This window comes from Paenibacillus sp. R-74696 (genome assembly GCF_055814915.1).
In genome coordinates this window covers 60,032-76,810 of sequence record NZ_JBPULM010000008.1, presented here as the reverse complement: position 1 = coordinate 76,810, position 16,779 = coordinate 60,032, and the positions used below count along the sequence as shown (strand labels likewise).

12 protein-coding genes and 1 riboswitch are annotated in these 16,779 nt (G+C 49.1%); of the genes, 10 read left to right on the top strand and 2 right to left on the bottom strand.

Going from position 1 to position 16,779, the window contains the following annotated elements; all coding sequences use genetic code 11:
* The first annotated feature begins 323 nt into the window (after positions 1 to 323).
* The 8 genes from ACSR9A_RS01435 (at position 324) to ACSR9A_RS01400 (ending at position 13,002) form a co-directional block, all read left to right on the top strand.
* Positions 324 to 2,882 (top strand): winged helix-turn-helix domain-containing protein, encoded by a 2,559-nt coding sequence (locus tag ACSR9A_RS01435; protein WP_473755240.1) that lies wholly within the window; start codon positions 324 to 326, stop codon positions 2,880 to 2,882.
* A gap of 165 nt (positions 2,883 to 3,047) precedes the next feature.
* Complete coding sequence (locus ACSR9A_RS01430) at positions 3,048 to 3,599, top strand: MarR family winged helix-turn-helix transcriptional regulator (RefSeq protein WP_473755239.1); 552 nt, start codon at positions 3,048 to 3,050, stop codon at positions 3,597 to 3,599.
* 85 nt (positions 3,600 to 3,684) lie between these two features.
* On the top strand, positions 3,685 to 4,893 hold the full coding sequence (locus tag ACSR9A_RS01425; protein WP_473755238.1) for an MFS transporter: 1,209 nt from the start codon (positions 3,685 to 3,687) through the stop codon (positions 4,891 to 4,893).
* Positions 4,894 to 5,063: 170 nt separating this feature from the next.
* Entirely contained in the window at positions 5,064 to 6,503 is a 1,440-nt protein-coding gene (locus tag ACSR9A_RS01420) for an SWIM zinc finger family protein (protein WP_473755237.1), read from the top strand.
* A gap of 29 nt (positions 6,504 to 6,532) precedes the next feature.
* The gene (locus ACSR9A_RS01415) at positions 6,533 to 8,320 is read left to right on the top strand and encodes a HEAT repeat domain-containing protein (RefSeq protein ID WP_473755236.1); all 1,788 of its coding nucleotides are present in this window, start codon (positions 6,533 to 6,535) and stop codon (positions 8,318 to 8,320) included.
* Positions 8,321 to 8,377: 57 nt separating this feature from the next.
* Positions 8,378 to 9,481, top strand: coding sequence for an ATP-binding protein (locus ACSR9A_RS01410; protein WP_473755235.1), 1,104 nt, complete (start codon positions 8,378 to 8,380; stop codon positions 9,479 to 9,481).
* Positions 9,478 to 11,787 carry a DUF5682 family protein gene (locus ACSR9A_RS01405; RefSeq protein ID WP_473755234.1) on the top strand — a complete coding sequence of 770 codons (2,310 nt, stop codon included), beginning with the start codon at positions 9,478 to 9,480 and terminating at the stop codon, positions 11,785 to 11,787. Before ACSR9A_RS01410 ends, ACSR9A_RS01405 begins: the two co-directional genes overlap by 4 nt.
* A 3-nt stretch (positions 11,788 to 11,790) precedes the next feature.
* Positions 11,791 to 13,002: a VWA domain-containing protein gene (locus tag ACSR9A_RS01400; protein WP_473755233.1), complete on the top strand. Its 1,212-nt coding sequence runs from the start codon at positions 11,791 to 11,793 to the stop codon at positions 13,000 to 13,002.
* 102 nt (positions 13,003 to 13,104) lie between these two features.
* Here the strand turns inward: ACSR9A_RS01400 and ACSR9A_RS01395 are convergent, their stop codons facing one another.
* Positions 13,105 to 14,457, bottom strand: a complete 1,353-nt coding sequence (locus tag ACSR9A_RS01395; RefSeq protein WP_473755232.1) for an MATE family efflux transporter — start codon at positions 14,455 to 14,457, stop codon at positions 13,105 to 13,107.
* 118 nt (positions 14,458 to 14,575) lie between these two features.
* Positions 14,576 to 15,031, bottom strand: coding sequence for a MarR family winged helix-turn-helix transcriptional regulator (locus ACSR9A_RS01390; RefSeq protein WP_473755231.1), 456 nt, complete (start codon positions 15,029 to 15,031; stop codon positions 14,576 to 14,578).
* Between the two features lie 185 nt (positions 15,032 to 15,216).
* Here ACSR9A_RS01390 and ACSR9A_RS01385 point away from each other — a divergent pair, with 185 nt between their 5' ends.
* Entirely contained in the window at positions 15,217 to 15,693 is a 477-nt protein-coding gene (locus ACSR9A_RS01385) for a GNAT family N-acetyltransferase (RefSeq protein WP_473755230.1), read from the top strand.
* A gap of 3 nt (positions 15,694 to 15,696) precedes the next feature.
* The gene (locus tag ACSR9A_RS01380) at positions 15,697 to 16,353 is read left to right on the top strand and encodes a M48 family metallopeptidase (RefSeq protein ID WP_473755229.1); all 657 of its coding nucleotides are present in this window, start codon (positions 15,697 to 15,699) and stop codon (positions 16,351 to 16,353) included.
* A gap of 272 nt (positions 16,354 to 16,625) precedes the next feature.
* Positions 16,626 to 16,711, top strand: a riboswitch (cyclic di-GMP riboswitch).
* The last annotated feature ends 68 nt before the right edge of the window (positions 16,712 to 16,779 follow it).

Below are 16,779 nucleotides of genomic sequence, written 5' to 3'. Positions count from 1 at the left end.
ATATTATGATAAACAAGCATACAGTACTGTTTTTTTCAGTGACACAAAAAGACGCAATTTGCCTCTCAAGGCATCAGCCGAGCTGCCAAGCTCCAATGGTGCCAGCCTATACTACAGATGGCGGCAACGCTTCCGCTGGGAGGCGCTGTCCATCTGTGGGAAACCTCAACACTTGTTATTTCATAGGTTAACCATTCAAATACGGTGGATACTGGTCAAACAGTATGGGCCGTATTTTTATTGCCCGATTTTCTGCTATACTAGGGGGTGGTCTGAAATAATGAGTATAGATACATAGGCATTTTCGGAGGTGTCCATCAGTAATGGCAAGCATTAAACTTCATGTTCCTCCCATTCGCAGCTCTTTGGTCTTTCGGCCGAAGCTGATGAGCAAGCTTGACGAGGGAATGAAAGCGAAGCTGACCGTCGTTTCAGCCCAAGCTGGCTATGGGAAAACGACAGCCTTAAGCGGTTGGGCAAAAGGATGCAGCTCGCCAGTGGCATGGGTTTCATTGGATGTGCATGACAATGACTGGATTACATTTTGGAGCTATGTGGTTGCTTCCATTCAGGCCCGTATGGCTGGTTTTGCTCCTTTGCTTCGATCCTTAATCGACAAAGGGCCAGCGGTGTCTGCAGAGCCTGCGATGGGCATGCTGCTGGATGAACTGGCTGCACTGGAAGGCGAGCTAGTCATCGTTCTTGATGATTTCCATTCTATTGAACTGCCTGCCATTCAGCATTCTTTCATTTATTTGCTGGAGCATCTTCCTGCTCACATTCATATATATATCGCTAGCCGAAATGAGCTGTCCATTCCTACAGCAAGGCTGCGGGCGAAAGGCGAATATCATCAAATCAAGATGCATGATTTGCGGTTCGAGCTGGAGGAAGGGTTTGTTTTTTTTCGGGATATGACGGAGCTGCATTTAACGAAAGAACAGGTGGCATTGCTGTGTCTTCAGACAGAGGGCTGGATCAGCGGATTGCAGCTGGCTGCCATTTCCTTGAAGCAGAGCCGCAACATATCGGAATCGATTGAGCAGTTTAAGGGGCATCACCATATTTCCGACTATTTGCTGGAAGAAGTATTTAGTCAACTGCCAATTCAGCTGCGTGATTTTTTGCTTGAAACGTCTATTTTACAACGATTAAATGCTTCGATATGCGAGGCGGTAACCGGCTTTGCCAACAGCCAGGAGCAATTGGAAAAAATCGAACGTTTGAATTTATTTATAATTCCGCTGGACGATCAGCGCGGCTGGTATCGGTATCATCATTTGCTTTCGGATTTTTTGCAGCAGCAGCTGTTGAGGAACGCACCGGTTAAAAAACGGCAAGCACATATTCGTGCCGCCCAGTGGCTGGAGAGCCGGGGGCTTGAGCAGGAGGCGGTTGAGCATTTTCTGCAAGGGCAGCAGTATAACGATGCCGTACGTTTAATAGAAAAAAATCTGATAGCCTTTATGCAAACCAAAAGCGTTGTATTAAATAGATGGCTGTCCGTCATGCCGGAGAGCGCCTTTGCAGACAAGCCGATGGTCGAAATGTTTTACATTTCAGTCCTGCTTGGGGTAGGTGAATGGAAAGCTGCTTTTCGCAAAATAGAGCAAGCCCAAATTCGATTTGCAGCGCTGAAAGAGCAATTAAACGAAGCGGATTGGAAGCGGGCGATGGGCAATATTTATTTCTTTTGCTCAATCGTTTCCTATTTACATAAAGATTTAAATTTGACGTCGGATTATTTGGAGCGAGTGGAGCAGTACATGCCCGAGGGCAGCTTTTTTCAAACGATGGGACGCAATCGCTACCAAGGCTATGATGCTTTTGATGACCATTTGGCGTTTATTAACGACCTTCATGCGGCGGATGCCTTTTTGCGGAGATGGATTACAGCGTGGCAGCATAAAAAACAATATCCGTTCATCGGCTTCCTCAATGTGTCGTACAGCAAATTGCTTTATGAATGGAATCGGCTGGAGGAAGCTTCGTTTTATGCGAATCAGGCACTTGCACGCGCCGATATTAAGCCTTTTGCCCGAATTATGATTCATTTAGCGGTGGGCGCTTCGCAAATCGAGCAGGCCAAGGGAAATAACGAGCGGGCGACGGGGCTGCTTGTGCAGCTGAAGTCGCATATCGATTCTCCCGATGCGGTATTGTTCCATTTGCGAATTGAGGCGGAGCAAGCTCGTCTCGCTCTGCGGCAAGGCTTCATCCAAGAAGCGCAAAACTGGCTCGATCATTGCGGCATGCTGCATACAGACGAGGTGTCGCTAAGCCGTGTGCCTGAGCACCTCATATTGGCCAGAGTGCTTGCCGCCTGCGGCAGGCCGGAGGATGCGCTGCATTTGCTGAAGCGGCTTAGCCATCTATTAAGCAAGGAGGATCGGCTGCGCGACCGCATAAAAAGCATCATTTTGCAAAGCTTGATCGTTGAGCAAACAGGCAAAATGGATGCCGCGCTTGCCCATCTGGAGGATGCGCTGAGGCTTGCCGAGCCGCAAGGCTATGTTCGCAGCTTCATTGATGAAGGCGAAAGGATGGCTGCGCTGCTCACCGCTTATACGCAGACTAGGCATACAGCTAAGGAGACTATAGAGCAGCGGGTGCCCGTTGTAACGATGGAATATGTACAGATGCTGCTCCTTGCTTTGAATGTAGAACCAGAAGAGCAGCAGTCGAAAGTAAGTTTGACGGAGCAGGAAATACGGGTGCTGCGGCTCATTGCTGACGGCTTGGCAAATAAGGAAATTGCCGCGAGGCTCGGCAATGCGAACGAAACGATAAAGTGGCACATTAAGAGCATATACAGAAAGCTCGGTGTGAGCAATCGCGTCCAAGCGCTTCAGGTAGCAAGGGAATCTAATATTTTTCTGTAATAAATTGGATTTGTAAGTCTTGCCGCGGGGCAAGGCTTATTTTTTCATAGACGACTTGCCTTTTTGCAAAAAATAGCGTAAATTAAATTTAATTAGATTATCTAACTATAATCGTTGCCTTGCAAAAACTAGATACCAGGGCAGCCGCAAAGGCGGAGGTACGCAATGGCCAGAAAAAATAATAAGGATCTTACGGCTGAGCAACTGCCAAAGCTCGGAGCAAGTCCCTACCTGGAGCTCATGCAGGCTACGGCTGCACAGGAAACGGACCGGAAATCGGCTTCAGTTGGACTGCTTATGCTGTGGCTGGGCGATCATATTTTGGACGTCATGGATAACCACTTAGCCGAATTTGGCATTACCGAAAGCAAATTCGATCTGCTGCTGCTGCTAACGCTGCATGAAGGCCGGGAGCTTGTGACGCCATCCGCGCTTGCTGAGCGGCTTGGCATTCGCAGAGCCTCGGTAACGGCTCTGCTGGATTGGCTGGAGAAGCGCAGCTGGATTGCCCGCGAACAAAGCGCTATTGATCGCCGCATGATTCATGTGAGCATTACATCGGAGGGCCGCGCATTAGTGAGCCGAATATTGCCGGTGTTTTGGTCGACCTGTTCATCTTTGCTAATCGAGCTTGAGCCGGAAGAACAGCAGGTTTTTGACAAGGTAATGGTAAAGCTGAATGCGAGCATCGAAAAGAGACTGGGGGTGGGAAGATAATTTTTTTATGATAATAGTTAGATAATCTAATTAAATTAGCGAACCCATATAAAGGATCAAATCATTTTTTTGAAAGAGGTGCTGTATGTTACAAAAAGATGCTTCATCTGTCACTCTACCCGCTCGATCTGCGAACTATTCCGTAATGACCTTGATTTTGTGCTGGTCCGGTATGGCAGTTATGTCTAGTCTCTATGTTACCTTGCCGCTGTTGTCTCTATTCGCGGAGCATTTTAGCGTAACGCTGACCCAAGCTGCCGCCGCAGGCAGCATTTTTTCGCTCGGCTTTGCGATAGGCTGTCTGCTGTATGGGGCAATATCTGAAAAGTATGGCCGCAAAAAGATTATTGTTATCGGGCTGGCCGCTTTAACGGTGCTATCATTGGCGATTGGTTTAGTTGACCAATTTCCATGGCTCCTTGTGCTTAGAGGTTTGCAGGGAGCTGCGGCTGCAACCTTCTCGCCTGTGGCACTTGCATATGCTGTGGAAATGTTTCCGATAGAGAAACGGGTAACGACGATTGGTTTTATTAGCACCGGCTTTCTGGTCGCGGGAATCGCTGGTCAAGTCATGAGCAGTCTAATAAGTGATCATTATGGCTGGAATGCCGTCTTTATGCTGCTTGCGGTTGTCTATACCGTGACAGCACTGCTCGTACAGTCGCTGTTGCCGAAGGGGAATGCGCAGCAAGCGCATGCGAGTGTTTGGGCACCGCTGCGGGAAATGGGAACCGTGTGGAAGCAGCCTTATTTGGTGCTAAGCTACATCGTCGCTTTTGTGCTGCTTATGTCCTTCGTGAGCATGTATACGGTGCTGGGCAGCTATTTAAGCGGACCGGCTTTTGGACTAGGCAAACAGGACCTGCTTTACGTACGTGCCATAGGAGTAGTCGGCATGCTCGTTTCCCCTTTCGCAGGAGCGCTTGCGAAACGGCTTGGCGTCCGTTCGGTGCTGCAAGGCGGGCTCATGCTCGCGGTTGCCGGACTGGCATCCTTGGGGTTCGCGCGCAGCCTGCCCTTATTAATCGTAATGAGCGTCATATTTGTTGCTGGAATAGCACTCGCTGTCCCGTCACTTGTGTCGCTGATTGGGCAGTTTGGCGGGAAATCGCGGGGGATCGCCGTATCCGTCTATACGTTTATTTTATTCGCGGGAACCAGCTTTGGACCGATGCTTTCGTTATTTTTCATGAAAATAAGCAGTTATCGCATAACTTTCTTCCTACTGGCGCTTGTGCTCGGCATCGGCTTGCTGGCGGCGAGCCTAATCCGACGTGAAAAGCGTGAACAATAGTAAAAATAGATTAATTACAATATTTTCTGTGTAGAAAGACCTATTTTTATAACGAAATATTTTAAAATAGATGATTTATTCAGATTCTAGTGCTCTATCAAAAATAATAGCAAATGTCTTATAATAGAATGTGAAGTAAATTATAGGAAATGAGTAGGGAGGAATCTTTTTTGCTTGAAATTTCAGCATCCTATGTCGATTCGCTTGCTCCGAATGCTGCCGCTATTAAGAACGGGCAAGGACTCGTTAAGAAAAAAAGCTTTGTACAATTAAATCGTTCCGAGGCAGGGGAGCTATTGTTTGGGCAATGCTCAGGCAGCGGCAAGTCCAACTATGAGTGCTCGGTTGACTTTATCGTCCCAGAGAAGCCGACCTTTCGCTGTACATGCCCCAGCCGCCAATTTCCTTGCAAGCATGGCTTAGGCTTGTTGTATGCCTACACGGACGGGTTGTCCTTTGAAGTGGCGCCGATTCCTGAAGATATTATAAGCAAACGCGAAAAAGCAGAAAAACGCGTTGAAAATAAAGCGCAAAAGGAAAATAGCGATGAGCCGCCTAAACCGAAGAAGGTGAACAAGACGGCGCTGAAGAAAAAAATAGCTGCCCAGCTTGAGGGGCTTGATGTGCTGGAAAAGCTGATTCTTTCGCTTATTCGCAGCGGTCTTGGCACCATCGACAGCAAAATGCTTAAAGCGATCCAGGAACACGTCAAGCAATTGGGCAACTATTATTTGTCCGGCGCCCAGATTGAGCTGCGGCGGTTTGCGCTGCTGCTTGCGGATGAACGTGACCGTGAAGCGAGTTATACCTATGCGGCGGAACAACTGACTACGCTGCATGCTTTTATTAAGAAAGGCCGAGCTTATTTGCTCTCCAAGCTGGAGGACCCGGAGCTCGCGCTGGATCATACGTCAACGATTGAGGAGTGGCTGGGCCATGCCTGGCAGTTGACCGAACTGAAGGAATTTGGCCTTGTTACGGAAAAAGCAGAGCTGCTGCAGCTGGCCTTCTACAGCTATGACGATGATGCCCGCCAAGAATTTGTGGATATTGGCTATTGGCTTGAAGCGGACAGCGGCGAAATTCACCGCACCGTGCAATATCGTCCTCACAAAGCGGCAAAGCATATGCGCGAGGATGACAGCTTTTTTGAAGTCGCTCAGGTGCCTTTCCTGTACAAGTATCCAGGAGATATGAATGTACGGGTGCGTTTTGAGGAAATGCTGCCGAGAGCAGTAGCACCAGCTGATTTAGCGAACGTTTCTTCGAAGGCGATCACTTCTTATCAGGAAGCTGTCAAGAGCGTAAAGAATCAGCTGAAAAACCCGCTCAGTGACAAGTCGCCCGTTATACTGCTGCACGCCGCCAAAGTCGGAACAACAGAAAGCGGGCAGTTTGCGCTAATAGATGAAGCCGGAGGACAGCTTGTGCTCGAGGATATTTCAGCGCTGCCGCAAGGCACCGTATCCCTGCTGCCTTACCTGAATGACGCTCAGCTTATTGACTGCTGTGTTCTGGTCATGTTTGAGCACCGGATGGACCAAGGGCGGCTTGTTGCTCAGCCGCTGACTATTATAAAGGGTGAAGCCATAACTCGGCTTTTATACTAGCTTCTATCATAATTTTAGGGGGACAGCCCATGAGTACAGCATTATTGCAAGAGCTTCATCAGGAGGTAAGAAGGCTTTATATTGCCGGGAGCGATCTGGCTCCGGGAGATTTTCGCCTGAAGCGCCTTCAGCCGCAATTCCAGCAGCTAGGCGAACGGGCAGCGATTTTTAAAAGATTGGGAGAAGGCCTTACAGCGCTTCTTGAATCCGGCGAAGGAACGGAAACTTCCGTGAAGCTGCAAGAGCTTGCCACGCTGCTTGGCTCCGTGCTTTACACGCAAGGCCAAACGGCAGTGGATGGCGAGGTTTTGGATATCGCAGGCGGAGGCGTTCCGTTATCCACAAGCTACTCCTATCGCAAGCTGGCTGAGGTGCAAAAGGCGCTTTCGACGACAGGCAGCGGCCGCTACGAAATCGTGACCGCTGCTTTTGCTGAAGGGCTGTTCAACGATTTGCGACTTTTTCCATTTGCGATTCGCGCACTGGAGGACCCCTATTCTGAAATGGCCGAATTTGCTATGGATAAAATTTTGCCCTCCTATGGCGCGGCTGTAGTTCCGTATTTAATCCAGAGCTTTAATCGTTCTGGCGGAAAAAGCGATGTGCGCAAGCTTCGTGTTATTTATAAGGCGGCTGGTGCAGCGGAGCTCGATCTTATCTATGAGGCGGCCGAGCATGGGACAGATGAAATTAGGGTCGCTGCCATCGAATGTCTTGCCATTCATGAGGGATATACCGATGCCTTAATAGGCTGGACGCTGGACAAAAAGAAGCTCATTCGGGAAGCGGCTTATGCCGCATTGGCCGCAGGAGCTTCTGCGCAGGGCATTGAGCGTATATTTGCGGCATTTTCTGGAAAGGACAAGGAGCTCGCGGCGGAGGCGCTCAACCGCTTTCCATCTGAGCCGTTGACGGAAAGGCTTATTCCTCTGCTCAAGGCAGAGCTGGATCAGGCTCCTGTGAACAATAAGGATGAGAAGGCTAGCGAAAAAGCATGGGGAAAGATCGAGCCGTTTTTGAGAGCGTTCGAATATGTGCGCATGCCGCAGCTTGAGGAGCTTTTTTATCAGATCGTACGTGTTGCGGACCGCTTCACCTCTTTAAGCTGGATTCCGCTGCTGGACAAAGCTGCTCAATATTTGGAACAAACGAATTCCACAGAAGTATTAAGGCTGCTGCAGGAGCTGGATAACAAAAATCATCGTTATTTGCCTTATTCATTCCGCATGGCGAAGCGTCTATTGCCTGCTGAGGAATTATACATGCATTATGTGGGTTCTACTGGGAGCGAGCTGAAATCGGCCGTCACCAAAGCATCGAGCGCTCGCGATCGTCAGATGCTGGATACGATGGAGTACATGGTAGCCAACTATGACTATTACAATGGGGAGATTAATACGTCAGCGCCACTGGTCGAAGCTTGGGATGACCGCTGGCTGGACTGGCTCATCGATCGTAAGCATTGGGAGCTGATTGCTGTTTTTGCACGGCCTGGGCACAAGAGGGTAGAAGAATTTCTGCTGCAGAGCCTGCAAGAGTGGAGGGAGAAGAAGAAAAGCAGCTTAAATACAATAGGCGTGCATCTTTTTAAAGGCTTGGAGCATGCCGGAGTGGAAGAAGCTAGGCGCCTCGAGCTGTTGATGGAGATTTTGGAGGATTCAAAGGACAGGAGCCAATACAGCTTCTCTGTTTATCTGTTCCATCTGATGTTTCATTTCCCTAAGAGCTATGCAGACCGCTTGGAAGCTATTCTTCCGAGCTATAGATACGACTGTGCGCGGCAGCTGGAAGAAATAATCGGCTTATTGCGAAAATAAGGGCTGCCTTAACGCTGAAGGTTCAACAGCCTATTGAAACTTAAAGGAGATGGACAAATGAGTACAGATCAAGAACAGCTTCAGGATATGATGCGGCTTCCAGCGGAGGTTTTATACAGCCACGAGCTGGAGGCGCTGCGCAAAGCAGACAAAGGGAAAATTCCGGCAGGCTGGCAAATGTCGCCCCGCTCGGTGCTGACCTTCATCATTGGCGGCAAAGCCGGCAAGACGGTCATTACGCCCAAATACATTGGCAATACCCGTTTAATTGAAATGGCGATTGCAACGCTTGTTACGGACCGCGCATTGCTGCTAATTGGCGAGCCGGGCACCGCTAAATCATGGCTGTCGGAAAATTTGGCGGCCGCCATCTATGGCAATTCCGGGCTCGTCGTGCAGGGAACCGCCGGAACGAGTGAGGAGCAGGTTCGCTATTCTTGGAACTATGCCATGCTGCTGGCTAATGGGCCTACGCCGGAGGCACTTGTGAAAAGCCCGATTATGAGGGCGATGGAGGATGGCGGCATTGCCCGCTTTGAAGAAATTTCCCGCTGTGCGTCGGAGGTTCAGGATGCGCTCATTTCGATCCTTTCCGAGAAGACGATATCGGTACCCGAGCTTGGAAAAGAAACGAGTGCCCGCAAAGGCTTCTCGATTATTGCGACAGCCAATACCCGGGACCGCGGAGTCAACGAAATGTCGGCGGCGCTCAAACGGCGGTTTAACATTATTGTGCTGCCGGCACCATCGGATCTGGAAACAGAGCTTGAAATAGTGAAAAAACGGGTCGGCGAAATTGCGGCATCCTATGAGCTTGAGGCTTCTCTTCCAGCAGATGAGGCGCTGCTCAAGGTCGTTACGATTTTCCGCGAGCTGCGCAGCGGCATGACGCTCGACAAGAAAGAGAAGCTGAAATCGCCAGCAGGTGTCATCTCGACCGCGGAAGCGATCTCTCTGCTGACCAACAGCATGGCGCTGGCCGCGAGCTTTGGCAGCGGGGAGCTGACCGATAGCGACTTGGCGGCCGGGCTGCAGGGCGCGATCGTCAAGGATGATGATAAGGACAAGCTCGTCTGGAAGGAATATTTGGACAACGTCATGAAGAAGCGGGGAGCAGAGTGGCGGAATTTGTATCAAGCCTGCAAGGAGATGAACGAGTGAATGTAAATGCTGAGGATCAGGTGTTTATTTTCGGAGTGCGTCATTTGTCCCCTGGCGGGGCGAAGCATTTGCTGGAGTACCTGAATGAGGTTCAGCCGACGGCGGTACTTATTGAAGGGCCCTCCGATGCTACTGGCGAGATCAAGCACTTGACACATGCTGCTACTGAATTGCCCGCAGCCCTATTAGCCTTTACCGAAGAGCTGCCCGTGCGTACGGTGTTATGGCCCTTTGCTGTCTATTCGCCGGAGTTTCAGGCGATGAAATGGGCTAAGGAGCATGGAGCGGCTGCGGCATTTATCGACCTTCCTTCGTCGGTGACGCTGGCGCTGCAGGACGCGCTCAGATCAAAGGAAAAGGAGCCTTCTGCTGCACCTGAAGGGGAAGAGAAACGTTCCATTTACAACCGAATTGCCGAGCTTGCTGGTGAAAGCGATTATGATATGTATTGGGAGCGCAGCTTTGAGCATAATGCCAATCCCGGCGCGTACCGGGAAGCCATTCTCGCATTTTCGGCGGAGATGAGAGCCCTTGGCGAGGAGAAGGAGCAGCGCGAGCGCCCGGCCGAGCATGCCTATAATGCTTTACGCGAGTCCTATATGCGGCGGCAGATCAAGGAAACGATTGATGCCGGCCATCATCCACAGCGTATCGTGGTCGTCTGCGGCGCCTATCATGCGGCTGCTTTAGCGAATTTGACCGAGGCGATGAGCGATGAGGCGGCAGCGGGACTGCCTTCCCGCAGCACCAAGCATACGCTAATGCCCTACTCCTATTATAAGCTGTCGACAATGTCGGGGTATGGTGCCGGAAATGATGCGCCCCACTATTATCAAATGATGTGGGAGGCGATGGAGCGTGGAGCGCTGGATGATCTTCCTCACCGTTATCTCGCCTCGGTTGCCAGATTGGTAAGGAGCGGCGGCACTCACCGCTCTACCGCTGAGGTGATTGAAGCTGTACGGATGGCGGAGTCTCTGGCTGCGCTGCATGATGGCAGCGCGCCGACTTTGCGCGATCTCCATGATGCTGCACAAACGCTGCTGGGGCACGGGGAGTTATCTGCTGTCGCAGAAGCGCTCGCTAGAGTTGATGTGGGAACGGCTATAGGCAGCTTGGCAGAAGGCGTAAGCCAAACCCCTATTCAGGATGATTTGAATCGGCAGCTAAAAAGATTAAAGCTGGAAAAGTACAAGACGACGGTCGCCAGTACCCTAACGCTTGATCTCAGAGAAAATCGCAGGGTCGCTTCTGCGGAAGCTGCTTTTTTGGACTTAAACCGTTCCATTTTATTTCACCGGCTGCTTCTGCTCGGCATATCGTTTGTAAAGAGCCAGCCAAGCGGTCAGGAAGGAGCTACCTGGGCGGAAAATTGGCTTATCCAGTGGTCGCCGGAAGCTGAAATTCAAGTCGTAGAAGCGACGCTGCTTGGGGAAACCATTGAAGTGGCTTGTGCTTATATGCTTCGTGAGAAGCTTCTTGCCTGCCGCTCTATTGATGAAGCCTCGCCGCTCATTCATATTGCCGGCTGCTGTGGCATGACCTCGCAGATGGAGGAAGGCAGCAGGGTGCTGCAGATGCTGGCCGCCGACAGCCGCGATGTCGTGAAAATAGCAGCAGCAGCGCGGGAATTAGCGATGATTATTGGCTATGGCGACATTCGCAAGGTAGATACGGAGCCGCTCATTCCGCTGCTTGTGCAGCTGTTCCACCGCGGCTCCTTATATTTGCTGGATGGCTCGGGCTGCAATGATGAAGCAGCTGGCGGCATGATTACGGCGATAAATGAGCTAAACCGCATATCGCAGGATCATAGCGAAATTATTGATGACCAGCTGTGGGTGCAGGAGCTGCTGCATTTATCGGAGCGGGACGACCGCAATCCTAAATTGTCCGGTTTCTCCTGTGCTATCTTGATGGAACGGGGTGCGATTACCGCTGAGCAGTGTGCTGCGGAAGTTTCACGGCGCCTGTCCCCAGGCATTACGGCTGATCTTGGTGCAGGCTGGTTTGAAGGGCTGTCGATGCGCAATCGCTACAGCCTGCTCTCACGGACAAGCTTGTGGGAACAGCTGAACCATTACATTAATTCGCTGCAGGACGATGAGTTTAAACGGGCGCTTGTCTTTTTGCGGAGAGCCTTCAGCTCCTTCTCTTCAAGGGAGAAGACGATGATTGGCGAGCTGCTGGGCGAGCTGTGGGGAGTCAGCGGCGAGCAGGCGGCGGAAATTATAACAGGTGAGCTAATGGAGGAAGAGATAAAAATGCTGGACGATCTGAATGATTTTGATTTTGAGGACCTTTAGCGTATGGAGGACAATCGGAAAGAAAATACAGTATCGCGCTGGCGGCTGATTTTAGGGCAAGAAGCGGAGGGCCAATTGGCTAGCTGCAATGAGGACGGGCGGCTTGCCCTTACGGAAGAAGAGCTTATTATGGATGCGGCGCTGGCAGCCATTTATGATGAAAGCGGCACGGCCGGCAGTACGAAGGGCGGCTCCGGCACTGGAGCCGGAAGAGGGTCAAGCGCGGGCCACGGGTCGCTTAACCTGTCCAAGTGGCTCGGCGATGTGAGGTCGTTTTTTCCAGAGGATGTTGTGTCTATCATTCAAAATGATGCGATGGAACGCAAAGGCTGGAAGCAGCTGCTGTTCGAGCCGGAACTGCTCGCCTCCGTCAAGCCGGATATTCAGCTCGTAGGCACGCTGCTTTCGCTTAAGGGGAAAATCCCTGAGAAAACCAAAGATACGGCGCGAATGCTTGTGAAAGCTGTAGTAGATGAGCTGGTGAAGCTGCTGGAAACCGATATTCGCCGCGCGGTGACGGGGGCACTCAACAAGAGACAGCATTCGCCGCTGCCATCCCTTAGCGGGCTGGACTGGAAGCGGACCATTCAGCGGAATTTGAAGCATTATGATACGGAGCGGCGGGTAATCATTCCTGAGAAATTTTATTATTTTGACAGGGCGCAGCGCAGCCGAGAATGGACGGTCATTATCGATATTGATCAGAGCGGCTCGATGGCCGATTCGATTATTTGGGCTTCGGTTATAGGCTCGATTTTTGCAAGCATTCCGGCTCTAAATACTAGAGTAGTGGTGTTTGATACCGAGGTTGTGGATTTGACTGAGCAATGTGCTAACGATCCCGTTGATATGCTGTTCGGCATTCAGCTTGGCGGCGGTACGGATATTCATAAGTCGGTCAAATATTGTGAGCAATTTATTGAAGAGCCGAAGAAAACGCTGTTCATTATCATCTCGGATCTGTATGAAGGCGGCAATCAGTCCGGGCTTATACGCCGAATGCGTGAAATGCGGGAATCGGGTGTGCGCACGATGTGCCTGTTGGCTTTGTCGGACAAAGGCCAGCCGTTCTATGACGAAGGACTTGCGAAACAGCTGTCCCGCGATGGCACGCCGTGTTTTGCCTGCACGCCCGCGTTGCTCCCTACCCTAGTGGAAGGCGCACTGAAGGGGCAGGATTTGTCGGAGCTGGCGAAGCGGATGGGGACTTTGTAAGAAAGCTTATTCTATTTGATGCTGAAAGATACGGAAGGGGGACTTCCGTGTCTTTTTTTGATTAGGGCGTGTCTGAAAACCCGTTCAGTATAGAAAATATATTTATTGCGCCAATTGCTCTAAATCCGGCTGGAGTTTATTACGCAGCACATAAAGCATGAGCGCCCCGACGAGGAAGGCAACAGCATCCGCTATAACGAGCGACCAGACAACACCATGGAAGCCATTCATGCGATTAGCGAGATACAAGACAGGGATGAGCGTCACACCTTGCACGATGGCCATTACGAAAGCCGCTTTTACTTGACCCGTCGCTTGGAAAATGCCCGTGAAGAGCGTTGTCGTCCCCGAAATGAACAAGGATAAAAATGTGACATGCAGAATATAGCTGCCTAACTCAATTAATTGCGAATCGTTCGTGAAGAAGCCAATCAAATGATCCGAAGTTAAATACACGATAACACCGAAGATCGTAGCCAAAGCAGCAACCATCTTAATCGTAAAGCTGATCGTTTTTTTCATCCGCAGCTTATTGGCCGTGAAGGAAAAGGCGATGAGTGGTACAACCCCTTCACATAGCCCCATCAGGATAACTTCAGGAAATTGCAGCAGTCGTGATGAAATGCCAAATCCAGCAACGGCTTGATTCCCATATTCAATAAGGTAGTGGTTGAAAATCAGTCCCATTGCACCTAGGAACATGCTCATAATAAATACGGGTGTGCCAATTTTGAAAATGTTACTCGTAATTTCTTTAGATGCTTTGAACCATTTCAACGATATGCTGAGGAACTTGCTTTTTCTCCCTATATAGATAGCGAAAAAGATACTTGCTGCTGCGTTGGAAATGACCGTTGCTGCTGCAACTCCCATCACATCCCCGTGTAATACAAAAATAACGATTGCATCAAGAATAATATTAACGATAACGCTTAGAATCATCCCAATCATGGAGGTCATTGCGGCCCCTTCGGAGCGGACAATGTTCTCCAAGGAGAAAAATAAGACGACAAACGGCGAACCAATGAGCATCATGGTGACATAGTCTTTTGTGAATGCGAAGGAGCTAGCCGTTGCCCCGAGCCCATGAACAATTTGGTCAATAAGTGGTAGTCCCACAATCATCAACAATAAACCGAGGACAAGACTTGTGTAGAAGGAGAAGGAGGATACATGCTTCACCACATCATAGCTTTTTTCACCTAATAATCTGGAGATGAATGTACCTGCGCCTATGCCAATTAGATTACCCAGCGCCATAAAAGCTGCGAACAATGGTAGGGTAAGCGCTAGCGCCGTTAGCATTTCGGTATTGTGCAGGGTGCCAAGGAAATATGCGTTAAGAATGGAGTAAATAACACTCATCGACATGCCGAGCATCATAGGAACGGCGAAATGAGCGATAGCTTTATAAATCGGTGCTTTTTCAAAATAATGGAGGTTTTCAGCATCCATGTGGGTCACCACTTTCTCATGTATGGTTTGTAGTTAATTACTTAGAGTTCTAACTATATAAGGATCATAACCCCTTCCCTTCATGCGTAGGAGGGGGTTACGAGAGTTGTGAAAATTACTATCTACGCTCAAAAGAGTTCGCTGTATCTTCATCGATATTGGCTTCGATGCGTGCAAGGAACCTGAACAGTAAGTTGGTTTCATCGTCGGTGAAGCCTTCCAGCAGCGTAAGTTCAAAATCTTCAAAATATTGATTGAATGAGCCAAGAAGCTCTTTCGCAGCTGGGGTTGCACGCAATAGGTTGCGGCGCTCATCCTTCGGATCAGACCTGCGAACAATAAGGCCTTTCTTCTCCAAATTGTTGACCAGACTGCTGATAGAGGAGCCTTTACGGTTAAAGGTGATTTCTAGATCCTTCTGGGAAAGTCCCCCTTCTTCATGTTCATTAATATACCGAATGGCATGCCCTTGCTCTACCGTTAGCCCGTACGCCTCTAACTTCTTATTGACGTTGAGCTTCATCATTAGTCCGATCATACGAAATTTATGCTGCAGGTTGCGGTCTTGCTGCATGCTTATCACCTTCTGTTAAAATGAATTAGAAATCTAATAGTTAGATGTCTAATTAAATATATCGTGATGGATTTCGGTTGTCAAATCGTTTTTATTATTTTTTAATTCATCGATTATGGTATGATAACGGTCACGAGTCAGAGCGACTAGAAGATAAGCTTCCAGACAAAAAGGAGATTAAAATCATGTCTAGCATTACAGCCAAACCATTTGATAAAGAAATGCAGAACGCACTCGGCGAGATTACGACGACCTACCATGCAAGCGAATTGAGCAAGAAGGACCCATCGGAGCTGCCGGAAAACATTTATGTGATTGAAGACAAAGAGACGATGGTTGGCTATGGCGTCATTTGGGAATATGCAAGCGGCAAGCAGCTCATCGAAAAAGCGGAAAAGGATTATTTTAGCGATGACGAAAAATATTTGGAAAAGGACTTTTATATCGACATTAAAAATAAAAAGGATTTTGTTTTTATAGAAGCGCTGGATGTGCTGAAGGAATATGAAGGCAAAGGGCAAGCGGCATCCTTTATCAACTGGCTTAAAGCGAAATATCCGAAACAGAGAATGTATGTGTACACACTGGATAAAACGCGCAACTTCTGGTTTAAGCAAGACTTTGAAGTGCTCGGCACAACAGCCTGGATGACCTATAACTAGCCGATGAACATTGAATTTGAAAATCAAACGATATCGTTTCATGTTCAATATGGCAATCGTGAAAAGAAAATATCGATTCAAATCGAGCCATCAGGCTTCATTACGGTAAAAGCGCCGAAAGCGGCAAGTGAAGAGGTCATTAAACGAGCTGTCGAGCGGCATGGGAAATGGATTTTGCAGCAAACGCAGCATCTTGCGGAGGCTACTAAAGCGCCGCAAACGAAGCAATACCAAGATACAGAGAAATTTCTCTACCTTGGCAAAGAGCATTTGCTGCATGAATTAATCAATACAGATGGCTTAACTGAGGAGGAGCTTCGGAAAAACCTCAAGAAGTTTTATTTTTCAAGCTGCAAAAAATTAATAGGGGAACGTCTGCCTATTTATCAGGCGCAGCTGAGGATAAAGCCCAAAACGGTTGAGATCGTAGAGTCCACGACGAAGTGGGGAAGCTGCAGCTCCAGCAAGCATTTAACCTTTAACTATCGTTTGGCGATGGCTCCAATTGATGTGATTGATTACGTCATTATCCATGAGCTTTGCCATCTGTTTCATATGAATCATGACCGATCCTTTTGGCGGCGCGTAGGCAGTCTTATGCCGGATTATAAAGAAAAAGAACAGTATTTGGCCAGGTATGGCGGCTTCATGACGCTCTAAAGCTTGGCAGTCAAAGAGAACGTCCTAATGGTTATCGAGTCCGCAGTGCCTGGGGTGCCCCAGCCCCAGCCCCCGACCTGGTTTCATCGTTACCCCTCTAATCTTACTTTTTCAAGCTCCTCTATATCCTTCAATTTCCCCGTTGATTGCAAAAAAAACCTTCATTGGCTCATCAGTACTGTATTTTTTGGATAAAAATGTAAGTTTTAAAGAGTTCTAATAAATAATTAATGTGTAACTATAAAAGTTCAGTGTCATTTTACCGATATTCTTTTCTGTAAAGGCGAACTCGCTGAAAGGTGGGGACGCAGAGCTTCGGATCTAATGAGCTAAGCGCGATGCTAGCCGGGTCGCCGAATAAGGAAGGGGTACGTGTACGCAAATCCAGTCTATTCGGCCCGGATTTTTTTCGTATTCAAAAATTTA